This window comes from Pseudolactococcus raffinolactis NBRC 100932 (assembly GCF_001591765.1).
Taxonomy (GTDB): Bacteria; Bacillota; Bacilli; order Lactobacillales; family Streptococcaceae; genus Pseudolactococcus; species Pseudolactococcus raffinolactis.
Genome location: NZ_BCVN01000031.1, coordinates 1 through 21518 on the forward strand (window position 1 = coordinate 1; position 21518 = coordinate 21518).

Below are 21518 nucleotides of genomic sequence, written 5' to 3' on the forward strand. Positions count from 1 at the left end.
CGTGTGAATTTAGCGATCACAGCTGGTGCAACACCTCAAAAAACCTATGAGCTTCTGGTTGAAAAAGTGAAACAAAAGTCTTATTTGAAACATGTGCATTACTATAATTTTGATGAAGTGCCATTTTTAAATCAAGAAGCTCATGATGGTGTGACGATGACATGTTTAAAAAACTTGTATTTTACACCAGCTGGTATCCCTGCTCAGCAGATTCATCCCCTCACGGCTAGCAATTATCAAACACATGATGCAAGATTGCTAGCAGATGGTGGTTTAGAAGCGATCTTTATAGGGATTGGAGCAGATGGTCATTTCTGTGGTAATCTACCTCAGACGACTCATTTTCAAGATGAAACAGTAGCCGTTGATGTGACGAGTCGACCTGATATGGCGGATATTTTGAAAAATGAGATGGTAAAAGCGGGTGTATCTGAGGATTTGGCGTGTGATTACTATGTGACGATGGGACCCAAGAGCGTGATGGCTGCACAACAAGTGATCCTAATGGCGATAGGTGAAGCAAAGGCTAAAATAATTAAGCAAGCTTTATTTGGGGAAGTAAGGCAAGCAGTACCTGCAAGTATCTTACAGCTCCATCCGAATCTACTCGTTTTGTTAAATGAGGCTGCGGCGCGTGAGATAATGAGTTAAAGCTTGGTGTTTAAAAAATAGTTTGACGTAAGAAAGGGAGAAGTTAAGGATATGGCATTTCCAAAAGGTTTTTTATGGGGTGGTGCGACAGCTGCAAATCAGCTAGAGGGCGGCTACTTAGCCGGTGGTAAGGGACTTTCAGATGCAGATGTTTGCACAGGGGGTTCGCATACACAAAGTAAACGCATTACGCCAGTTTTAGAGGCGGATACGTTTTATCCGTCACATGAGGCGATTGATCACTATCATCGTTATCAAGAAGACATCGCGCTTTTTGCAGAAATGGGCTTTAAAGTCTACCGTTTTTCAATTGCTTGGACGAGAATTTTCCCAACGGGTGAAGAAACTGAGCCAAATGAAGCAGGCCTACAATTTTATGAAAATTTGATAGATGAATGCTTAAAATATGACATTGAACCACTGGTCACCATTTCACATTATGAAATGCCTTATGCTTTGACCGAAAAGTACAACGGTTGGACAGATCGTCGCGTGATTGATTTGTACGTGACTTATTGTCAGGCGATTTTCACGCGTTTCAAGGGGAAAGTTAAACGCTGGCTGACCTTCAATGAGATCAATTGTGGCGCCATGCCTTTGGGCAATCTTTTGAGTTTAGGTATTCTAAATGATGGGACAACTGAATTCATGCATCAAATTGATCAACCGCAACTACGTTTTCAAGCCCTGCACCATCAGTTTATTGCCAGTGCTAAAGCCGTTCAGCTAGGGCATGAGATTGATCAAGATAACCAAATCGGCTGCATGATTGCTTATATGATGAGCTATCCTTTAACGCCTAATCCAGCAGATGTTTTAGAGAATCAAAAAGTGATGCAGATCTCTAATTACCTTTGTGGTGATGTGCAAGTTCGTGGCGCTTATCCAAGTTTTGCCAAGCGATATTTTACAGAAAATGACATTCAAATTGAAAAAGAGCCAGAGGATGATGTCATTTTAGCAGCTGGTAAAGTTGACTTTTATACTTTCAGCTATTACATGACCGTCTGTCAAACGACAGATGAAGCGGCTAAGAGTGGTGGTAATCTCATGGGTGGCGCTAAAAATCCTTATTTGACATCAAGTGACTGGGGGTGGCAGATTGACCCACTAGGCTTACGGATTGCCCTAAATGAAATCTATGACCGTTATCAAATACCGTTAATGGTTGTGGAAAATGGTTTAGGAGCGTATGATAAGATTAAGGCTGATGGCACGATTGATGACGATTATCGTATTGACTATCTCAAACAGCATATCAACGCTATGCACGAGGCAGTACTTGATGGTGTTGACTTAATTGGTTACACACCTTGGGGCTGTATCGATCTAGTCTCAGCCTCAACTGACGAAATGGCCAAACGCTATGGCTTTATCTATGTTGAAAAATATGACGATGGGTCAGGTGATTTTTCAAGGCGTCGGAAAAAATCTTTTGACTGGTACAAAGCAGTCATTGCAAGCAATGGTGAAAAACTTTAAGCAAGAATTTTCACTTCTAAAAAGGGGAAATAAAACATGACGAAAATAGCTTTTTTTGATGTGGATGGCACATTGGTCGGGGATTCTAGTGTGCCAACACCGGCAACAGTTGAGACGGTGCATCGTTTCCAAGCTTTAGGCAATCTAGCCTTTATCTGTACAGGACGTTCTAAACCAGAGATATTGCCGGATATTATGGCGATTGGCTTTGATGGGATCATCGGTGCTGGTGGCGGCTATATTGCTTACGGTGATGAAATCCTTCATCATCATACCATGCCAGAAAAAGCAGTTCGGGAAATCATCGAATTTTTCGATGCACACAAGATTGGCTATTACTTGGAGTCCAATAGTGGTTTGTTTGGTAGCAAGCACTATAAAGACACCATTCAGGCAACGATTGGTGAGTACTGCCAAGGGGATGAAGCCAAAATCGTCGAGCTCACAACCGCCAATCAATGGTTTTATGACTTGATTGACAGCTATGCTGGGCGTGAAATTGACTATGCGGATGTCAATAAAATTTCTTTTATCAATCGTGAAGTCGGTTATCAAACGATCGCCGATAAATTTGGTCAGCAGTTTGAAATGTTCCATATGACCGTACCGTTTTTCGGCAAGGAAAGTGGTGAAATTGCTGTCAAAGGCAATGACAAACAAACCGCAATCGAACTTGTCCTCAATAAACTCAAGATGACAAAAGCAGACGCTATCTCTATTGGTGACGCTAACAATGACCTCGCCATGTTTCGTGCTTGTGGCTACAACATCGCCATGGGCAACGGAACAGACGAACTCAAAGCAGCAGCAAACGAAATCACAACAGACGTCGACCACGACGGTATTGCAGAAAGTTTCAAGAACAATAATTATTTCAAATAAAAAGGCATTTCTCGCTATAAGCTTGATTAAATAAAAAAATAAGGAGAAATAAAAATGGGATTTCCAAAAGGATTTTTATGGGGCGGCGCAACTGCTGCCAACCAATGTGAAGGTGGCTATGATGTAGATGGTCGCGGACTAGCTAATGTTGATGTCGTACCACTCGGTAAGGACCGTTTTCCGATCATTACAGGAGAGATGAAACATCTCGCATTTGACGATGAACATTTCTATCCAGCAAAAGAAGCGATTGATATGTACCATCATTTCAAAGAAGATATCAAACTATTCGGCGACATGGGCTTTAAAACATACCGGTTATCTATCGCTTGGTCACGTATTTTTCCAAAAGGCGATGAAACTGAGCCAAATGAAGCAGGTCTCAAATTCTATGAAGATCTATTCAAAGAATGTCACAAATATGGGATTGAACCCTTGGTGACAATCACTCATTTTGACTGTCCGATTCATTTGATTACTGAATATGGTGGTTGGAAAAATCGCAAACTCGTGGATTTCTATGAAAATCTCGTCCGCGTCCTCTTCACGCGTTATAAAGGTTTGGTTAAATATTGGTTGACCTTTAACGAAATCAACATGATTCTCCACGCACCATTTATGGGCGCAGGTTTGACTTTCGAAGATGGTGAAAATAAAGAGCTTGCACAATATACAGCTGCGCACCATGAATTGTTAGCCAGTGCCAAAGCGACTAAAATTGCCCACGAGATTGATCCAGAAAACAAGGTCGGTTGTATGATGGCAGGCGCCTCTTACTATCCATACTCTTGTCGTCCTGGTGATGTTTGGGCAGCCTATGAAGATGCGCGTGACGAGTATTACTTGATTGATGTGCAGGCGCGTGGTGAATATCCAGCTTATTTCTTAAACCGTCTGGCAGGAAAAGGTATTCAATTGCCGATTGAGGATGGGGATCTTGACTTCCTGAAAGAAAACACGGTCGATTTCGTATCCTTTAGTTACTATTCAACCCGCGTGTCAATTGGTGATGATAACGATGAGGTGGAGAATACTGGCGCTAATATCTTTGACTCTGTCAAAAACCCTTACCTCGAATCAAGCGAATGGGGCTGGCAGATTGACCCGCTTGGGTTCCGCTTGACCTTGAATAGTCTCTACGACCGTTACCAAAAACCGCTTTTCGTGGTTGAAAATGGTCTAGGCGCAGTCGATGTACCAGATGAAAACGGATATGTGGTAGATGATTATCGCATTGATTATATGGCAAAACATGTGGATGCGATGCGTGATGCGATTGAACTCGACGGTGTGGACGTGCTTGGCTATACATCTTGGGGTTGTATTGATTTGGTGTCTGCCGGAACGGGTGAGATGAAAAAACGCTATGGCTTCATTTATGTTGACCGTGACAATGAAGGCAATGGTACACTCAAACGTACCCCTAAAAAGTCGTTCAACTGGTATAAACAAGTCATCGCAAGCAATGGCGCTGATACGAGTTGGGAAAAAGAATAAATTACTATGGAAGAAAAGTCGACTTTGGTTGGCTTTTTTTGATGGCAATCAAAAAGCTTCAGCGTGAAGGCTAAAGCTTTATGGGATTATCTATCTTAAACCATTCAAGAAAATCGTGGTCAAATCATCGGTCATGGCAAAGAGTTTGTCTGGCGTGTCACTAAAGATTTTCAACCCCTCGTTGTAGATGCGGAAGATGCTTAAAATTGTTTCGTCATTATAGTGTGGGTTGATAAAGTTATCCTCACGACCTTTTTTGACCAAAGCTAGAATAAGTTGATCAGATTTATCTTGGGCAGCTTGGTCATAAAAACTAGCATCAGAGGCGTAGAGAGTCATGATATTTTGATTGAGCGTACCTGAATTTTTTTGCATCTCAGCTAACTCAAATTGGGTCAAGCGGCGATAAGCTGCCTCGAAAGATAAATCTGACTGGATAATCGCCTCATACTGGTCATAAATCGTTTGAAAATGGTCAAAGATGACTTTTTTTATTAATGCTTGCTTAGTCTCATAATAATTAAAAATCGTGACTTTGGAAACGCCAGCAGTTTTTGAAATATCGGTCACAGCAATCTTTTTAATCGGCAAAGTACTAAGTAAGTCAAAAGTCACGTGCTCGATTTTTGCCATTTTATCTAATTTGTTTTTGGTATAGCCATTCATAGTTTTATGATAGAACTTTTGAACTCATTTGTCAATGTGAGTACAAAATCAGTTGACAATTAGCAGTAAAAGCGTAAAATATGAACTATATAGCATAGGAGAGTTCAAAATGTCAGAAATTATTAAAATTGAAAATCTAAAGAAGTCTTTTGGTAAGTTCCAGGCCTTGAAAGATGTTACTTTCACCGTCAATGCTGGTGAAGTTGTTGGCTTTTTAGGACCTAATGGTGCGGGCAAGTCAACGACCATTCGAACACTACTCGGTTTATTGAAAAAAGATAGTGGCAACGTCATGATTTTTGGTCAGGACGTGTTCACCGCAGCAGATGCCATTCATGAAAAAATCGCCTATGTGCCAGGTGAAACCAATGTTTGGGATAATATGCGAGGCGGCGATATTTTGGCGCTCTTTGCTAAACTCCGTAAAAACGTCAACCTCGACAAACAGGCTGAGCTCATCCAAGCCTTTCATTTTGATGTTAACAAAAAAGCCAAAGCCTATTCTAAAGTTAATAAACAAAAGATCGCCCTGATTTCGGCGCTTGCGACCGAAGCCGATCTCTATATATTTGATGAACCCACAAGTGGGCTTGATCCGCTCATGGAAAATGTTTTTCAGACTGAGGTCAAACGCTTGAAACAAGCCGGCAAGGCGATTCTACTTTCCTCGCATATCTTATCAGAAGTTGAAAAACTGGCTGATACCATTGTCATCATCAAAGACGGTGAGATTATCGAGCGGGGCAGTTTGCAGGAGTTGAAGTCGATCACCCAGTCTAAGATGATAGTGACAACAAAGACTGAGCTTTCAGGCCTACGTGATTTTTCGAGCGTGAGTCAACTTCAAATCTCTGGCAATACGGCGACGTTCTTGCTTGATGATGCGGGGGTTCCAGCGGTCATGAGCTATCTGGCTGCGCAAGAAATCATCAAAATCGCTACACAAAAACTGACGCTTGACGAATTGTTCATGGATAAATACGCTGAAGGCGGTGACGCCCTATGACAAATTTTACGCTCATTTTCAGAAACTTGATCAAAAAAGACTGTAAGAAGCTCAGTCTTAGCTTGATTGGGCTGGTCTATTTCGCCGTTTTTTATGCGCCCATGATGTCGAACATCTACAGCACAAAAGCCGAACTCTTGGCCATGTTTGAAACCCTGAAAAATCCAGCCATGATTGCCCTTGTTGGCCCGACTGAGGCGACGGCGCAAACTGTGACCATGGCTAGTTTCTATTTTCAGGAAATGACTTTATTTACAGCCCTTATTTTCATTATCGTTGGCATCCTACATGTTCTGTCCCGAACCCGAGCAGAGGAAGAAGAAGGTCTGAGCGAACTTGTCCTCAGCTTTCCAGTTGGTAAATTGACACAACCAGTCGCCGTTTTGCTAGAAATGACTGGCTTTTATTTGACCAGTGGCGCCTTGATCACGGCGGGTCTAAGTCTCGTAACCCAAGCAAGCAACGGTTTTAGCCTAACAACTAACGCCCTGTATGGTTTTTCCCTAGCGCTGAGTGGCCTCCTTTTCTCAGCGCTGGCCCTTCTCATCGCACAACTTTTCGCCACAGCCAGCACCGCCAGAAACGTAACCTTCAGCCTCCTCGGTGCTCTCTACATCGCCCGCGCCTTCACTGATTTGTCAACTCTCACACTCTCCCGCCTCAACCCCCTCGCCTGGGTTTATCTCAGTAGCCCCGCCATCGGGAACCATGGCCTCTATCTGCTAGCAACGCTGCTTTTAGTAGGGTGTCTAAGCCTCGTCGCTCTATATTTGCAGAACCGTCGTGACATCTCGGGTAGCATTTTCAGCGGCAAAGAAAGACATCACCGTGCCAGTCGACTTTACAGCAGCACCCTAGGCTTCGTTGCCAAAAATGCGCAAGGCCAGCTGATCATTTGGGGGCTTGGTCTCTTGATCATGGGTGCGACCTACGGCTCGATTTTTGGCGATATTGATAAATTCGTCAAGAACAATGCGACGATTAAGGCCATGTTTGTCGAAAATCCCAAGTTTAATCTGGCGGAGCAATTCATGGGGACGATCTTGATGGTGCTGGTCGTCTTAGCCGCTGTACCGGTCATTAGTTTGATTGGCCGACTTGCCAAGGATGAACGTCTCGGTCGGCTGGACTTGCTACTGCTGAAAACATCACGAACCAAACTCCTTTGGAGCACTTGGTGCATGGCTGTCCTAGTCGGTACTGTCGTCGCAGAACTTGGCGGACTCGGGCTTTACATGGCCGCCGCTTCTGTCATGACACAACCGATACCGTTCACTACCGTATTGACCGCGACCACAGCTTATCTGCCAACCCTTTTTGTTTTCGCTAGTCTCACCACACTTTTCATCGCCATCCACCGCAAACTTCTCGACCTCGCTTGGCTCTATCTCATCGCAAGCTTCATCATCGACTACCTCGGCACCCTCATGAAACTTGGTAAAATCTTCCACCAACTCACTCCTTTTTACTGGGTGCCAAGGTTGCCAGTAGACCAGATGGACTGGCGCTATGTGGTTGTCATGGGGATGATAGCTCTGACTTTATTGGGGATCAGCAGCTTGATTTATCAGAAACGAAATCTATAAAGTCTGACCGTGAGATATGAGATAAAAAAACTGCTATCAACTGGATTGGATGATAGCAGTTTTTGTACTTGATAACCGTAAGTCAAAACAGAAACTTAGAATAACACGAAGTCGACTTTATATGTATTTCACTGTATTCTACCGGTCTAACTTTAAAATGTAGTATTGATTTTTATCATTTTTACTGTTGCCATGCTATTTTTATTAAGATAATTTTTGTATTACCTGAAACAATACGCCGTCCCACCCCAATATGTTACAATTAAAACATGATACAAGCCTATTTCAACATATTCGCGATCTTCGCCATGATGTTTGTGGGGTATTTTCTAACCTACAAAAAGTGGTTCGATCGCCATACAGCCGATGTCTTCTCGAAAATGGTACTGGGTCTCGCCCTCCCTTTCGAAATGTTCATCACCATCACTCAAAAATTCTCCCGCACCGAATTTCTCGAGCTTATCGGGGGCATCATCGTGCCCATCTTGTCCATGGTACTAGCCTATTTTGCGTCGAAAGTGCTAGCGCAACTTTTGGGCGTAGCTAAACAGCGCCGAGGAACTTTTTCGACCATGTTTACCTGCAGTAATACCATATTTATCGGACTGCCGATTAACATGGCGATTTTTGGTAGTCGCGCAGTGCCTTATGTCCTGATCTACTATATCGCCAATACCACCTTTTTCTGGACTTGGGGTGTTTATCAAATTTCCAAAGATTCCCAGACCTTTGCAGGACTGGACACCGTACCGCAAAGTTTTGGTCTAATGGACGGTCTGAAAAAAGTGTTAAATCCTGCCATGTTAGGCTTTATCATTGGGATTTGCTGGCTTCTAACTGGGGTGAAAGTCCCGCTAGCCTTAGCCAATTTTTCGACTTATATCGGCAGTCTAACGACACCTTTATCCATGTTTATCATCGGCATCACTGTTTATTTCCTTGGTCTACGGACGCTCAAGTTAAACAAGGCCATTGTTGGTGTTTTAATGGGGCGGTTTATTATCTCGCCCTTGATCATTATCTTGATAACGCGCGTGATTGCGATTCCGGATATCATGGTCAAGGTTTTCTTCATCCAGTCGTCTATGCCGATTCAGAATTCGGTGCCGATTTTGGCCCGGATGTACCATGCGGATATTGAGTTTGCGACGGCAACGCTTGGTTATACCGTCCTGTCTTATTTGGCAGTTGTACCGGTTTTACTCGCTATCATGCAATTAATCTAGTCTTCAAAAATGAGATTGGGACAAAAGTCTTCAGTCACTGAAAGAAAAAGCAAGCTAGGTAATGAGATCAAGACTACTGATTTGGTAGAAAATCAGCGATTTTTTAACTGATTTCGTATTGTTTCTTACAACTTGATGATGTGTTCTACAATGTATCAAAACATCTATAAAAAAAATAGACTATGAGCCAATTTCAATTAATATTGAAGATGGCTCATAGTCTATTTTTTTGAGGCCTTTTGTCCCAACCCATATTTGTTTTATAGTTTACTATTTACAAATCGAACGAAGTGGTTCCACATAATCTTAACGGCATTGCTGCGTGGGACAGATTTAGTCGCGGTCAGGTAAAAAGTGTTGCCGTCAGAACCTGGTAAGTAACCTAGATTATCTTTGATCTGAAATCTAACTTTGACCAGTTTCTGATTTTTTTGGATGGCAGCAGTGACAGGCGCATCTTGCTTTTTATCAAAAGTGAGGGTCGTTGTCGTATCGGTATTTCCCATGGGTACGACGGTTGCGAAGTCGTTGTCAGGTAAGACATTGACGCTGTTTTGCTTGCCATCGACCACGGTCAGCTTGGTTGGTGCATCGGGATTTTCCATCTTTATGCCTTTGGTCGCAATCGACTTGGCCTGCCAGTTGCCGTAAATCTCGTTCATCAGACCACCAGTCGCCGTAAAGCGCGCATACTGGTCTGTCTCGGCATTATCCGCATTGAGGACGACCGTGATGATTCGAAAGTTATTCTGAACTGTCGTGCCGACAAAACAGGCACCAGCAAATTCTGTCGTCCCCGTTTTCAAACCGTCCACACCATTACGCAGGGCAGGCAATCCTGGGAGCATATAATTATAAGTCGCTATGACCTGCTCAGACGCACCACCCTTATCGAAAACAGCAGTAGCTTGCTTGGTCACCTCTAAAACTTCCGGAAACTCCCGAATCAAATGTTGCGAAATAATCGCCAAATCCTTGGCTGACAGCATATTTTCATCTGTTTCAGATGAGCCGGGATAGATATGCTGCCCAAGCACGCTGTTATTGAGCCCAGAAGCATTGACTAGCTTAGCATCATTGATCCCCCAGTAAGCCAGTTGCGTCTTCATCATATCAACAAACTTAGGTTCAGAACCACCGATTTTCTCTGCTAATGTAATCGCCGCCGAATTGGCCGACTGAATCATCGCCGCGTTAAACAAATCCCGAATCGTAAAGGCTTCACTAGGATCCTTGACCGCGATATTAGAAGCCTGTGGGTCCTGCGTTAGAGCGTAGGCGTACTCACTCATCTCGACCTTATCCTCCCAGCTCAACTTCCCCTTCTTGATCGCATCTAGGGTCATGTAGGCTGTGATTAGTTTCGTCGTAGAGGCGATGCCCATAGGTTGGTCAGCATTCTTGGCATAGAGGATTTTACCGCTCTCAGGATCAATAGCGATGGCAGCCTTTGCAGGGGTGTCATAAACTTCCTCCGCCCGCACCTGACTGGTTTGCACCATAGGCAAGAGAAACGCTAAACCAAGGGTGAACCATAATAATAACTGTTTCATGTTTTTCTTTATCTTCATAAATCAAATTATATCAAAATTTCAGATATGCTGTCAAAGTAGTTAAAATTAGGCGGTTTTTGGCAATATCACCAGGACATAAAAAAATTAAATGGCCAGAAATCCATCATGTTGAGATAACAATTTAAGAGGTATCAAAAAAATGATGAGATAATTTTGTATCATCTGCAAGGATTAGAAAAGCGAAAATTTTGATAAGACTATAAATAGATTATAATCTTATGAGTTTGTAGAGATGGCAGGGATGAGATTACCTTAGAGAATAGGAAATGATTTGTTGTAAAGGTAAATATATCCTTTTAGAATAGGTATAGACCTTTTAATATCAGCGTTTCGAAAGATAACAGCAATAAGATGAAATCCAAAGAGACAATCAGAGATTGACTAGAAAAGTAAAAAAAATCTCTCCCATATCATTAGGAATTGAAAGATATTTATGATAGAATGTTCTTGTAAAAGTAATCAACCAATAATTTTATTATAAATAAACTGATTATTTTGATTATTTCGTTTGTTACACAAGGAAGCGTATTCGTATCAGAAAGGGAGTGGTAAGCGATGAAGAGAGTTGCTAAAAATGTTGTTAATTTCCTGTTAGGAATGTTAACAGTTACTTTTGTGGTCATATTAGTAGGAAATCTTTGGATGATGTATCAATCAACTGTTCAACATTCAAAATCGCCTAGTATTCTAGGGTACAGCCCCTTGATTGTTAACACGGGTTCAATGGAAGGGAATAAAGCAGATGACTTTAACGTAGGAGATTTGGTCGTGATACATAAAACGGAAAACACACTGAATCTCAAAAAAGGCACCATCATCACTTTCGTTGACCCCCATTCAGAATCAAAAGCCTTGGTGACCCACCGGATTAATCGTGTGGTGACACATGATAAAGATCACGTTTATGAAACAAAAGGCGATGCTAACAATACCATTGACAAAGGCGTGATTAATCTATCGCAAATCATTGGCGTTTATCAATTGCATCTCAAAGGCTTCGGCTCAAAGCTGATGTTCTTACAATCGCCAAAAGGTATGTTCTTGTTGATTGTTCTACCACTTATCCTTTTATTTGGTAGCGATTACATCATACAGGCATTTAAACCTAAGGCGGCTAAACACCAAATTCAGTCACATCTGACTGAAACGACCACTCCAAATAAAACATAGAGACTAGATGAAGTCAGAGAGGGGATAAATATGAAATTAAATAGAAAAATTGTTGGCGCATTGGCGCTTATCACACTAGGTGTAGCCGTTGGTGGCGCAGGGACATTTGCCAAGTACACCTCTGAAGTAGAGGTACTACCGAACACAGCCCGTTTGGCGAAATATCAGTTTAATCAAACAGGCACGTTTGATTTGTTCGCAACGAGCTATGCAGGCAATGTCGTCGGAGAAAACACGGTTGCAGCCAAGAATAGCGCAGATAAAGTAGTCGCACCCGGCACAACAGCCACATCATATATTAATTTTGCGTCAGATTCAGAAGTGAAAACAGAAACAGTCGTGAATTTGACGGGTGTTGAGGTGACAGATCCTGATGGGCAAGGTGCTTCAGGCGTCCTGCTTCATCATATCAAATTAACCGTGTCAATTAATGGCGCTGTAGCTAGTGACAAAACACTTGCAGAGATTAAGACAGCGATTGTGACACCGGGGACGGAAGTTCGTATTGGCGGTGCTACCGTCATCGACGCTGGCGTTGGTGATACCATCTCGGTCCCGGTTAAATGGACATATGCCTTTACTGAGGATGAAGCCTATGATACTGCAGACACTGCCGCAGCAAGTGGTGCGACAATGCCAACTGTCCTGCTCACATTCACAGGCATTAACACACAAATCGACTAATCGTCATTTAGTCGCAACATCAAAAGAAGGAGAACCGCTATGAAACTCACAAAAAAACGCGTTGCAATCGCAACAGCAGCTGCAGCATTGGCAACCATCGGCATCTTCGGTGGGACTTATGCGAAATACAGAACAGAGACACTCCCAACAACTGACAATGCCCGTCTTGCGAAATTCTATCTGAAATCAGAAAACGAGCTTAACTTATTTAGTACAGAGTATGACAACTATTCCGTATCTGGTGGACACGATGTCAGAAATGACGGTAGCGATACTCAGAACTTGATTGCACCAAATGTGGCAACATCTCAAGAATTGAAGTTCTCTGTTGTGACAGAAGTCAAATCGACTTTGACCTTCTCAGGTCTTGGAATTGATACCAACTTACCAAATAATCTTTGGGATTATATTAAGATTTCTGTCGGTGGCACACAGTACACGCTGACGCAACTTAAAGCAAGTCCGACAGTACCAGAGTATGAAGTGGCAGCAGTTATTCCAGCAGGGACAACTGCTACTACCCCCGCTACTTTCTATAAAGTTCCGGTAGCGTTTGAATGGGCTCTAGATAACTACGTCGATGATGCTGAAACCACAGCAGCCATTGCGCAAGCAACTAACACGACTTATGTTGGCGAATATTATCTAAAGCTAACAGGTAGCGCAACCTTAACACAAATCGACTAATCCCCAAACATGCTGACACCTTATCAAAGATAGCGTGAAACAAAAGACGTATGACATGAAATAGGAGAACACGACATATGAAGATGACAAGAAAACGTGTCGCCACCACAGCAGCGATTGCAGCTCTTTTGACAGCAGGCGTCTTTGGTGGCACATACGCAAAATATGTTTTGCAAGTCGACACAAAGGAAGACTCGGCGCGCGTCGCTAAGTTTTACCTAGGTGCTTCCGAGTTAGATTTATTCGCCAACACTTATGATAATGGTGACGGCGAAGCTGGCGTGGACGTTGCAACGGTTATAGACAACCTCATTGCGCCTAACTTTGAAGCGACTGGCACCTTGACTTTTGATGTGACATCTGAAGTCAAGGCAACATTGGGACTTGATAATCGCACCAAAGTTGAAACAAACTTACCAGACGACGTCCAAGAAGACTTAAAAGTTGTCATTGGCGATACATCGACAGGGATTGTCTACAGTGGTACGGTCTATGACTTAAGTCATGGTGGCTTTAGTTTTGCCAAAATTAAAGACATCTCAGCCCATACTGTAGGGGGCACGATTACTGTGCCAGTCACGGTGTCATGGGCTTTGGAAAATGGCAAAGATGAACTGGAAACAAACTTGGCAAACGCACAAGCCACTGGAGATTTTGAAAAAGAATTTACCTTGAGCCTTGTTGCGGGAGCGGTTTTGACCCAAGTCAATTAAAGGCGATAGGAGCAAGCAAATGAAAAAAATAGTATTGATAAGTCTCCTAGCGTTGTCGGTGTGCTTATTAGGGAATGTTGCAACGGTAAATGCCGCAGATGCGGCAACAGGCGCGACAGTGACCGTATCAGATCATAATGGTATCGTTTGGAACGCTGATAACACAGTTCCAATTTTCTCGAATTCAGTTTTCTACCCTGGCTACAAGGAAGACTACTGGTTTACAATTAAAAATACAAATTCACGTGAAATCGACTACCGCATGGTATTTGATTTGGATGATCAATCCGGCATACCGTTAGACATCAAAGTTACGCGTGATCAAAATGTCCTCTTTAACCATAAAACGAAAAACAATGTGGTTGAGGAGACAGTCGAGAGTGAAATTTTGAAAATTCCAGCAGGTGCAACCTATAGCTACCATTTTCACTTAGCTTGGGACGACGCCTCACTGACAGATGCAGAAGATACAGCGCACGCCTTAGAAGCAATGGATAAGGACAAAGTCACATCAGTTAATTTCTACTTTGAAAAAGACGATGTGAAAAAAGAAACGAACCTACCAACAACTTCTGGTGGGAACACGAAACCAATCGGTCAAACCTTGCCAACGACATTAGGAAAATTTGGTGAAGAAAATCCCGTTTTAGTAGGTGTCTTGGGCTTCATGGTTATCTTGACAGTTTGCCTAGTAGGATGGAAAAGGAGAAAAGCAGATGAAGAAAACTAGACGACTAGTCCTTCTAGTCATTGGCGTTGCTGCCTTATCTGCTGCTTCGATAGGTTACAGTAACGCTAAATATAGAAAAGAAGTTAATTTACCAGACACCGCGCGCCTAGCACAGTGGCGCGTGGATCCACACGCTATCTCAGGGAACTTAGATTTGTTCTCTGCCAGTTATACCGTAGATGGAGAAAGCGAAGATTTTTCAGGCGCACCAACCCCGATTGGTGTTGATAGCAATAACCTACTCGCACCGGGTGCTAAAGGTAGCACAGTCGTTGATTTTGCGGGTATCGAACTTGGTGACACAGAAGTTGCCTATAAGATTAATTTTGTGGATATCACGCCGGGTACAGATGGTATTTCTCGCTATACAACCATTGGTGTCTGGAATGCCACAACCACCGGTGTCACGCCTCTTGGGGATCAAACCTTGACGGAAGCCTTAAAAAGCAAAATTACTTATACTGCAACTGTTTCGAGTGGCGCGACGATTAATGGCAACTTGTCAACGCTTGAAACAGACCTCAAAACCTTGACCGTTCCGAAAAACGGGACAGTCACCATTGCGTGGGAATGGCCTTACGAAGTCAATGTTGCTGGAAATGACGCACAAGACACAGCAATCGCAGATTTGGTTGATGATGGTGTGGATTTACGCCTAGTTGTCAAACTTGCCTATCAGGCAGTTCAAGTCGATTAAACCTAGCAAAGGGGGAGCAATGGTCAAAAAAATCATCAGTGTGGTCATTGCGACCCTACTAGGTCTCATCTTGATAGGCAATATTTATGGACTCGTGCAGCGCAAGACAGGTCAGACAGCCTTTCCCATGTTCTTAGGATTTGGCAAAGCCATCGTCGTCAGTGGGAGCATGGCGCCAGCGATTAAAGTGAATGATATCGTCATCGTGCATCAGGTGCCACAGGCCACTTATCAAAAAGGCGACATCGTCACGTATCAATCGCCCGGCTATCCTGTCACCCACCGGATAGCAGCAATCGCAGGCGATACCGTCATTACCAAAGGCGACGCCAATGATGCAGCAGACCAACCGATTAAGACGCGCGATATTTACGGGAAAGTGGTGCTAACCCTTCCTAAAATCGGATATCTTCTGCGTTGGTTGCAAGAACCGCTAGGTTTAGTGGTGCTAGTTGCAGGCTTAATCGCCATCTGGGAGGGCGACAAATGGCTGACCTTGCCACGAGAAAAAAGTAAAAAAAGTAGGTGAAAATATGACACATCATAAAAAAATTTACCGAGTGCTAGTCTACCTAGCGATATTGGGAGCAGTCGGCACAGGGGCAACCTATGCCAAATATATCAGCCAAGTCGGCTCAGCAAGAGAATCAGCAGGCGTTGTAGGGTTTAATGTGACAGCTAGGTTGGAAACGTCTGGCGCTAAGAATATGACTGAAAATGAAGCATTTAAAACAGGATATAATGACGGCAATTTCAAATTTGAAATTAAAAGTACCGCAGCAGATCAACAAATGACCGTGACGTTTACCAATAATAGTAAAGTTTGGGTCAAACCGATTGTTGGTGGCGGTGCAGCCAGCAAAGTAAATTTTTTAGATGCCTTATCAGTCATCAAACAAGGCGAAACGAAAAGTTATAGATTTACGATTTCGTCAACCTATGGTTTGCCAGATAAAAAACTAATCTTTACAGCGCAACAAGTCATGACAGAATAGAGAGGAGGGGCTTATGAAAACAAAAACAAAAGTAGTATTAACCTTAGGATTGTTGTCACTCCTCGCTCTCGGTGGCTTGACACAGTCTAAGTATGTACGACATTCAACGATTGAGATGGATATTACCAGCGAAAAAGATCCTGGTGTAAGTGAAAATTATAATACTGAGCAAGGTAATCTTGCGGTAACAGTGAATGGTTATTCGGTTCCTAAGACGGGCTACTATGCTATCCAACTCCGTGGTGGAGATGGCGGGACGAATATCAGTGGTGCCGGTGGTAAAGGTTGTGTTGTTGAGGGTGTTTATCATCTGACAGCAGGTCAAACGATTTCTTACACCCTAGGTGGTCGTGGAGGTCATACTCAGAATGGTACTGATAATAAGGGAAAGGGTCAATCGGGCTATCAAGCAGGCGGAACGGGAGGTACTGCTACAGCAGCGTCCCGTGAAGGTTCAGGCGGCGGTGGCGCTTCAGCTGTTCGTTTAGATGGCACTGTCTTGCTTGTTGCAGGTGGCGGCGGTGGCGGTGCCGGTGGGAATTCCGCTTCCCCAGCTGCAGGTGGAACGGGCGCTTCGAACTTGTCAGGTCAAACAGGTATCATTACTAAAAATAGTGGTCAAAATGGTCGAAATGGGACATCAATAAACGGGGAAAATCACAGTGTTCTTCTAGTTCGGTATAATGGTGGCGGCGGTGCTGGTGGTGGCTATAACACAGCAAGCTATGGTGGTATAAAAGGTGGCAATGATAGTTCGTTTGCTGGATCTGGTGACGGTGGAGCTTCCTACGTTAATTCGACTAACTACCAACCTTTAACACCTGCTTTGAAAGCGACTTATGCTGCTAAAATCCCTGCAACTGGTGCGAATAATTTGGACCAGATTTCAGCCACAACTGGTGGCGGTAATATTAGTTCAGGTCAAATTCGCATTGCTTTCCTATGGACAGATGCCGAAGCAAGCCATAAAGAAATTCTAAACATCTACAAATAACTCAGCATAAGAAAACACGACGCAACTCGTGTTTTTTGGTGTCTACTAGTCATCGTGTATCGTGTAACCCCCCAGAGAGTGGCGTCTCTTTGGGATTTGTGTTTAAGCAATAGACGATTTACAGTAGTCGTCTACCGCTTTTTAAAATCGGTTGTCAAATGTTGTCTTTAGTTTGAAGTGCGTGAGAATTGTACCTCAAGTATTTAAGAGAACAAATAAATGTGTTCTATTTTTGGAATTTCTAAATTTGATTAAAAAAACATAAAAAATATGGTAATTTACCATTTATTATATTTATAAAAATGATATAATAAAAAGTGAAACAGGAGTTTTTATAAGATTATAAATTAAATAAGATTAAAGAATGTGAGAATTGTGTGCGAAAGGAGCAATTATGAAGGGAAATAAAATGAGGTATTCGGTTTTAATTTGTATAGTGGCATCTTTGCTTGCTTTTCTGCTCGTGTTGCTTCCAGCAAATATCCAGGCGACGGTTGATCATGATACAAGTGTTGCGATTCCGGATACGACGAGTGAAAGTGGTACATGGCCTGTTGTCAATTCTGTGACACCTGGATTTAATAAACCTATCGTGAAAGTACGGTCTCTTATAAAGGTAAGGCGAACTATTACTTTGCCACAGGCGATACCACTTATACGAATGGTCAGACGGTTTATGTGACATTTGATGGTGCGACAGGGACAGTTGCAACCACAGGAACAGCCAACGGGGACACTGTTTTTCAGGCGAAAGTCATCTTGCTACCCGATACCAATGGCGATGGAGAGTTTGAATTTACAAATCAATTATCAGGTGCTAACCGAACGGTATTTGTTGATGCGGGAACCTATATTCAAAGTCTTGATGTCACTATGGCGAATTTTACATCTGGAGGTCCTGCGATTATCGGTTTGACTGATTTTAAAGGCGCTAATCCCGTGGTCATCAAGCGGACACCTGTGCTGAAAGGTAGCGCAAGTGGCGGTGTAACGAACCGTTACCATTACCGCCAAGTGATTCAGTCGGGGACGATGTTGCAAAATATCGTCTTTGATGCGGATGGTTATGGCATGGTAAAAGATGGCGCCCTAGCAGCAACTCAGTACGCTACCGTTTATACAAGAAATGGCAAAGATAGTGAAAGCGATATCACTTGGGGCACGACGGGTAATATAAGTACGGGGAATAGAGGCACAGCATGGTTTGTTCTGACCGACTATCCTGAGGGTAATTTAATCAAAAATTGTACGATACAGAATTTGAGACCTTCAGACGGGACGCCGAATCCGAATTATGCCATTAATATTATTCAAGGTACAAAACAACAAATTAATCTCGAAAATTTAGTGATTAAAAATAATAGAGGGGCAACCTCTGATAGTTTCCGATTGATTAATATTGGGCCAGCTTCAAATATCAATATTAAAGACATCACATTTGACAAAGGAGCTAGCACCAATCGGGATCAAGACTTAATTTGGCAAGAAGCGCCGGGTACGGCAACAGGCATACCGGCAGGAACGGAAATCACAGCAACTGAACAAATCAGTGATGTTCGTTTTGCGGGAGATTTCAATGTGATAGGCTATACCCGAAAACGAATTGGTTCTCAGTTAACGACCTATAAAAATCTGACGGTACCAGAGTCGTTTAGATATGTTGCCTATAGCGTCGGCACGACTGCTACAAATTGGTCAGGGTCGACGACAGCTGCGGATATTCACGTTTATCAATCGTTAAATGATTTTGAGCAAGGGTGGGCTAATGGCGACGCTGCTAATGATAATAGAACTAAAAAAGTTATTTTTGATTTAGCTGATAATTCCTGGGTCGTTCGAGTACCAAAAGCAGGCGCTGTGAATCAATATGCCACTGTTGACCAGCAACTTATGGGGATAAGTCGTGTGCTCCAAAGATTTGCGGCAAGTTTTCCGACGACAGGAACAGGCGGGAGTGGTAGAAATCTCATCACTGATGTCAATATCAAACTTGTTGCGGATACAGATGGCTATGTGCCCGATGCGACAAGGGGTGGCTTTACAAAAGTTCCCACATTTAGCGTGACGTCTAGTGCGCCGAATATTCACATTAGAGCGGTTAAAAGTGCTGAAACCCTGTTTTATAATACAACGGACGATGGCTCAGGTCTTGCTTTATCTGGTGTTAAGACAGACGGTATGTTAACGAGCGATGATCAGTATGTACCGGTTCGTTCTGCCTTCACCTTGATGCTAGATCCTAGTATTGCTTCGAACGTTCGCCTTTATGGTTTTGATTTCCATGAAGGGACTTATAACAATGGTACAGCAGACATCGCTGAAGGGGCGCATTATACGTTGCATGAAGCGATTCATGGGATTTCGACACCCTTTACGACAACGGCAACTGATGATGTGGCAACAACGCATTTAAATGAAGCTGTCTCAAAACTAAATCGTGATACAGAATCTGATGGCACGACAGAAAAAGTGCCGAGAACGACTGCGGCGATTGTTAATGCAACGAAAGAAACCTTTGCTCAGTCTCGTTTTACAGCCTTGGTTAAAGATTTAAAACTCACGCTACCAGCGGAGATAAAGACGGCATCAGCGTCTTTGATAATGGCAGCAGCACTTAATGATGATAATGCTGACGTCAATAACAATGGTATTCTAGATAGTTCTGAAGCTAAAATCACTTTGTTGGATACGCAAGCACCCTTTACCCCAACGGTTTTTACAACAACAGCCTATACACATGAAGATGTGACTTTGGGGGATAAAAACGGACCATCCGAAGCGGCGGATGACATTCAAGCAACCACATTATCTGGCGGAGAATTGATTTGGCAATCTAGTGATCCAACTGTTGCAACGGTTGATCCAACAGGGCAAGTTTCAGTTCTAGCTGCGGGAAACACTGTGATCACGGCAGTTGTGCGTGATACCTATAATCAGGGAGAAATTGAACGTCCGCACGTGATGTTTGGCTTGAATATTCAAGCAACCTATCAAGTTAAATTTGCACCAGGTGAAAAAGGGTCATGGCAAACGACTGATACTGGCTATCACTACTCAGGTATCACAGGTGATAAAACGCTTGCTGAACAACTAACAGTTGGTGCAATTGCGACACCTTCCAGTGATAGCAGTTATGTTTTTGGTGGCTGGTATCTAGATAGCAATGCTAATGGTGTATTAGATGCTAACGAAACAACAGCTTATGATGGCACCGCTGTGATTGATGCCGATCGTCAATACGTTGCAAAATGGGAGAAATATGAGGTCACTTTTGCACCTGGTTTATATGGTGCATGGACAGTTTCGGATAGCGGATATAACTATTCAGGATTTGCAAATGGTGATACGATGGTCTCGATTGTAACGATTGCAAACATTGCAACCCCATCTACTTCAGGTGGTGCGGTATTTGCTGGTTGGGTTTTAGATGCCAATCGCAATGGTGTGATTGATGAGGGAGAAACAACGCTTTACAGCGATACAGATGTGATAGACAAGGCAGATGCAAATAACGGACAGCGCCAATATATTGCCAAATGGAACTTGTTAGATACAACTGTAGTTGTTCACTATATTTCTGACACTGGTGAAACGCTCCATCCAGATATCGTCTTGAGCGGTCAACCCAATTCACCTTATATGACAGAGCAAAAAGAATTTGCAAACTATGACTTTGTATCTGTGACGGGTGGTGCGGACAACGACTTCCCAATGTGGTCAAATAGCCCTAAAGAAGTGACCTATATCTATACTTTGACACCAACAGAGTTGATTTTACGGTATGTTGATGAAGCAGGAAATCTGCTGACACCAGAGCTAAGATATCAAGGTAAACCAGGTGCGAGTTATACAACTCAAGCAAAGACCTTTCCAAATTACACATTAAAAGTAACGCCAGATAATGCATCTGGTCAATATCCTGCTAAAGTGGCTAGCTCATTGATTGTGACTTATGTATACGAGAAAAATATCACCCCACATCCAGGTGGAGAAGATATACCTGACACATCAAAACCTAGTTCGTCAGAACAACTCCCCAAAACTGGTGAAAAAACACAATATCTTTGGTATGTTTTGGGAGTAGTCATTTTTATCATCTGTCTATTGATTAAAATGGTGGATGTAAAGCGGAAAAATCAGGATAAATCCTACTAAATTGAGAGCTATTTACCGTAAAGTGAAATAGTCGATAATAAACACTCAAAACCTCTTGCTAATTTTGACTAGCAAGGGTTTTTTGAACGAAAACCCTGCTTCTTTGTGCTTTGAACATAAGGC

General features: G+C 42.9%; 20 protein-coding genes. 18 read left to right on the forward strand and 2 right to left on the reverse strand.

Annotated elements, in window-relative coordinates; all coding sequences use genetic code 11:
• The 4 genes from LRA01S_RS08270 to LRA01S_RS08285 form a co-directional block, all read left to right on the forward strand.
• Positions 1 to 651: glucosamine-6-phosphate deaminase (locus tag LRA01S_RS08270; RefSeq protein WP_061775161.1), on the forward strand; the 651-nt coding region annotated here is incomplete at its 5' end.
• A 51-nt stretch (positions 652 to 702) separates the two neighbouring features.
• Positions 703 to 2133: a glycoside hydrolase family 1 protein gene (locus LRA01S_RS08275; RefSeq protein WP_061775162.1), complete on the forward strand. Its 1431-nt coding sequence runs from the start codon at positions 703 to 705 to the stop codon at positions 2131 to 2133.
• 36 nt (positions 2134 to 2169) lie between these two features.
• The gene (locus LRA01S_RS08280) at positions 2170 to 3015 is read left to right on the forward strand and encodes a Cof-type HAD-IIB family hydrolase (RefSeq protein WP_061775163.1); all 846 of its coding nucleotides are present in this window, start codon (positions 2170 to 2172) and stop codon (positions 3013 to 3015) included.
• Between the two features lie 54 nt (positions 3016 to 3069).
• A complete protein-coding gene (locus LRA01S_RS08285) occupies positions 3070 to 4512 on the forward strand; it encodes a 6-phospho-beta-glucosidase (RefSeq protein WP_061775164.1) in 1443 nt (480 codons plus the stop codon).
• Between the two features lie 90 nt (positions 4513 to 4602).
• On the opposite strand, the gene LRA01S_RS08290 is transcribed toward LRA01S_RS08285, so the two are convergent.
• Positions 4603 to 5145, reverse strand: coding sequence for a TetR/AcrR family transcriptional regulator (locus LRA01S_RS08290; protein WP_169797133.1), 543 nt, complete (start codon positions 5143 to 5145; stop codon positions 4603 to 4605).
• Positions 5146 to 5287: 142 nt separating this feature from the next.
• Between LRA01S_RS08290 and LRA01S_RS08295 the strand changes: the two genes are divergently transcribed.
• From LRA01S_RS08295 to LRA01S_RS08305, 3 genes are all read left to right on the forward strand, one after another.
• Complete coding sequence (locus LRA01S_RS08295; RefSeq protein WP_061775166.1) at positions 5288 to 6184, forward strand: ABC transporter ATP-binding protein; 897 nt, start codon at positions 5288 to 5290, stop codon at positions 6182 to 6184.
• Between the two features lie 101 nt (positions 6185 to 6285).
• Positions 6286 to 7770 (forward strand): ABC transporter permease, encoded by a 1485-nt coding sequence (locus LRA01S_RS08300; RefSeq protein ID WP_169797134.1) that lies wholly within the window; start codon positions 6286 to 6288, stop codon positions 7768 to 7770.
• Between the two features lie 269 nt (positions 7771 to 8039).
• On the forward strand, positions 8040 to 8996 hold the full coding sequence (locus LRA01S_RS08305; protein WP_061775168.1) for an AEC family transporter: 957 nt from the start codon (positions 8040 to 8042) through the stop codon (positions 8994 to 8996).
• 260 nt (positions 8997 to 9256) lie between these two features.
• On the opposite strand, the gene LRA01S_RS08310 is transcribed toward LRA01S_RS08305, so the two are convergent.
• Positions 9257 to 10549: a serine hydrolase gene (locus LRA01S_RS08310; protein ID WP_082785429.1), complete on the reverse strand. Its 1293-nt coding sequence runs from the start codon at positions 10547 to 10549 to the stop codon at positions 9257 to 9259.
• A gap of 576 nt (positions 10550 to 11125) precedes the next feature.
• Between LRA01S_RS08310 and LRA01S_RS08315 the strand changes: the two genes are divergently transcribed.
• The 11 genes from LRA01S_RS08315 to LRA01S_RS08365 all read left to right on the forward strand — a co-directional run bounded on the left by LRA01S_RS08315 (position 11126) and on the right by LRA01S_RS08365 (position 21395).
• Positions 11126 to 11740: a signal peptidase I gene (locus LRA01S_RS08315; RefSeq protein WP_082785430.1), complete on the forward strand. Its 615-nt coding sequence runs from the start codon at positions 11126 to 11128 to the stop codon at positions 11738 to 11740.
• Between the two features lie 30 nt (positions 11741 to 11770).
• The gene (locus LRA01S_RS08320; RefSeq protein ID WP_061775170.1) at positions 11771 to 12424 is read left to right on the forward strand and encodes a M73 family metallopeptidase; all 654 of its coding nucleotides are present in this window, start codon (positions 11771 to 11773) and stop codon (positions 12422 to 12424) included.
• Between the two features lie 39 nt (positions 12425 to 12463).
• Complete coding sequence (locus LRA01S_RS08325; protein WP_061775171.1) at positions 12464 to 13111, forward strand: hypothetical protein; 648 nt, start codon at positions 12464 to 12466, stop codon at positions 13109 to 13111.
• 77 nt (positions 13112 to 13188) lie between these two features.
• A complete protein-coding gene (locus LRA01S_RS08330; protein ID WP_061775172.1) occupies positions 13189 to 13824 on the forward strand; it encodes a hypothetical protein in 636 nt (211 codons plus the stop codon).
• A gap of 19 nt (positions 13825 to 13843) precedes the next feature.
• The gene (locus LRA01S_RS08335) at positions 13844 to 14554 is read left to right on the forward strand and encodes a hypothetical protein (RefSeq protein WP_096824073.1); all 711 of its coding nucleotides are present in this window, start codon (positions 13844 to 13846) and stop codon (positions 14552 to 14554) included.
• A complete protein-coding gene (locus LRA01S_RS08340; protein ID WP_061775174.1) occupies positions 14541 to 15251 on the forward strand; it encodes a hypothetical protein in 711 nt (236 codons plus the stop codon). Before LRA01S_RS08335 ends, LRA01S_RS08340 begins: the two co-directional genes overlap by 14 nt.
• A gap of 19 nt (positions 15252 to 15270) precedes the next feature.
• Entirely contained in the window at positions 15271 to 15780 is a 510-nt protein-coding gene (locus LRA01S_RS08345) for a signal peptidase I (RefSeq protein ID WP_061775175.1), read from the forward strand.
• A 4-nt stretch (positions 15781 to 15784) separates the two neighbouring features.
• The gene (locus LRA01S_RS08350) at positions 15785 to 16246 is read left to right on the forward strand and encodes a hypothetical protein (RefSeq protein ID WP_061775176.1); all 462 of its coding nucleotides are present in this window, start codon (positions 15785 to 15787) and stop codon (positions 16244 to 16246) included.
• 13 nt (positions 16247 to 16259) lie between these two features.
• Positions 16260 to 17240 carry a glycine-rich protein gene (locus LRA01S_RS08355; RefSeq protein WP_061775177.1) on the forward strand — a complete coding sequence of 327 codons (981 nt, stop codon included), beginning with the start codon at positions 16260 to 16262 and terminating at the stop codon, positions 17238 to 17240.
• A 463-nt stretch (positions 17241 to 17703) separates the two neighbouring features.
• Positions 17704 to 17922: a hypothetical protein gene (locus LRA01S_RS08360; RefSeq protein WP_144259899.1), complete on the forward strand. Its 219-nt coding sequence runs from the start codon at positions 17704 to 17706 to the stop codon at positions 17920 to 17922.
• Positions 17919 to 21395, forward strand: coding sequence for a MucBP domain-containing protein (locus LRA01S_RS08365; RefSeq protein WP_061775179.1), 3477 nt, complete (start codon positions 17919 to 17921; stop codon positions 21393 to 21395). Before LRA01S_RS08360 ends, LRA01S_RS08365 begins: the two co-directional genes overlap by 4 nt.
• Positions 21396 to 21518: the final 123 nt, after the last annotated feature.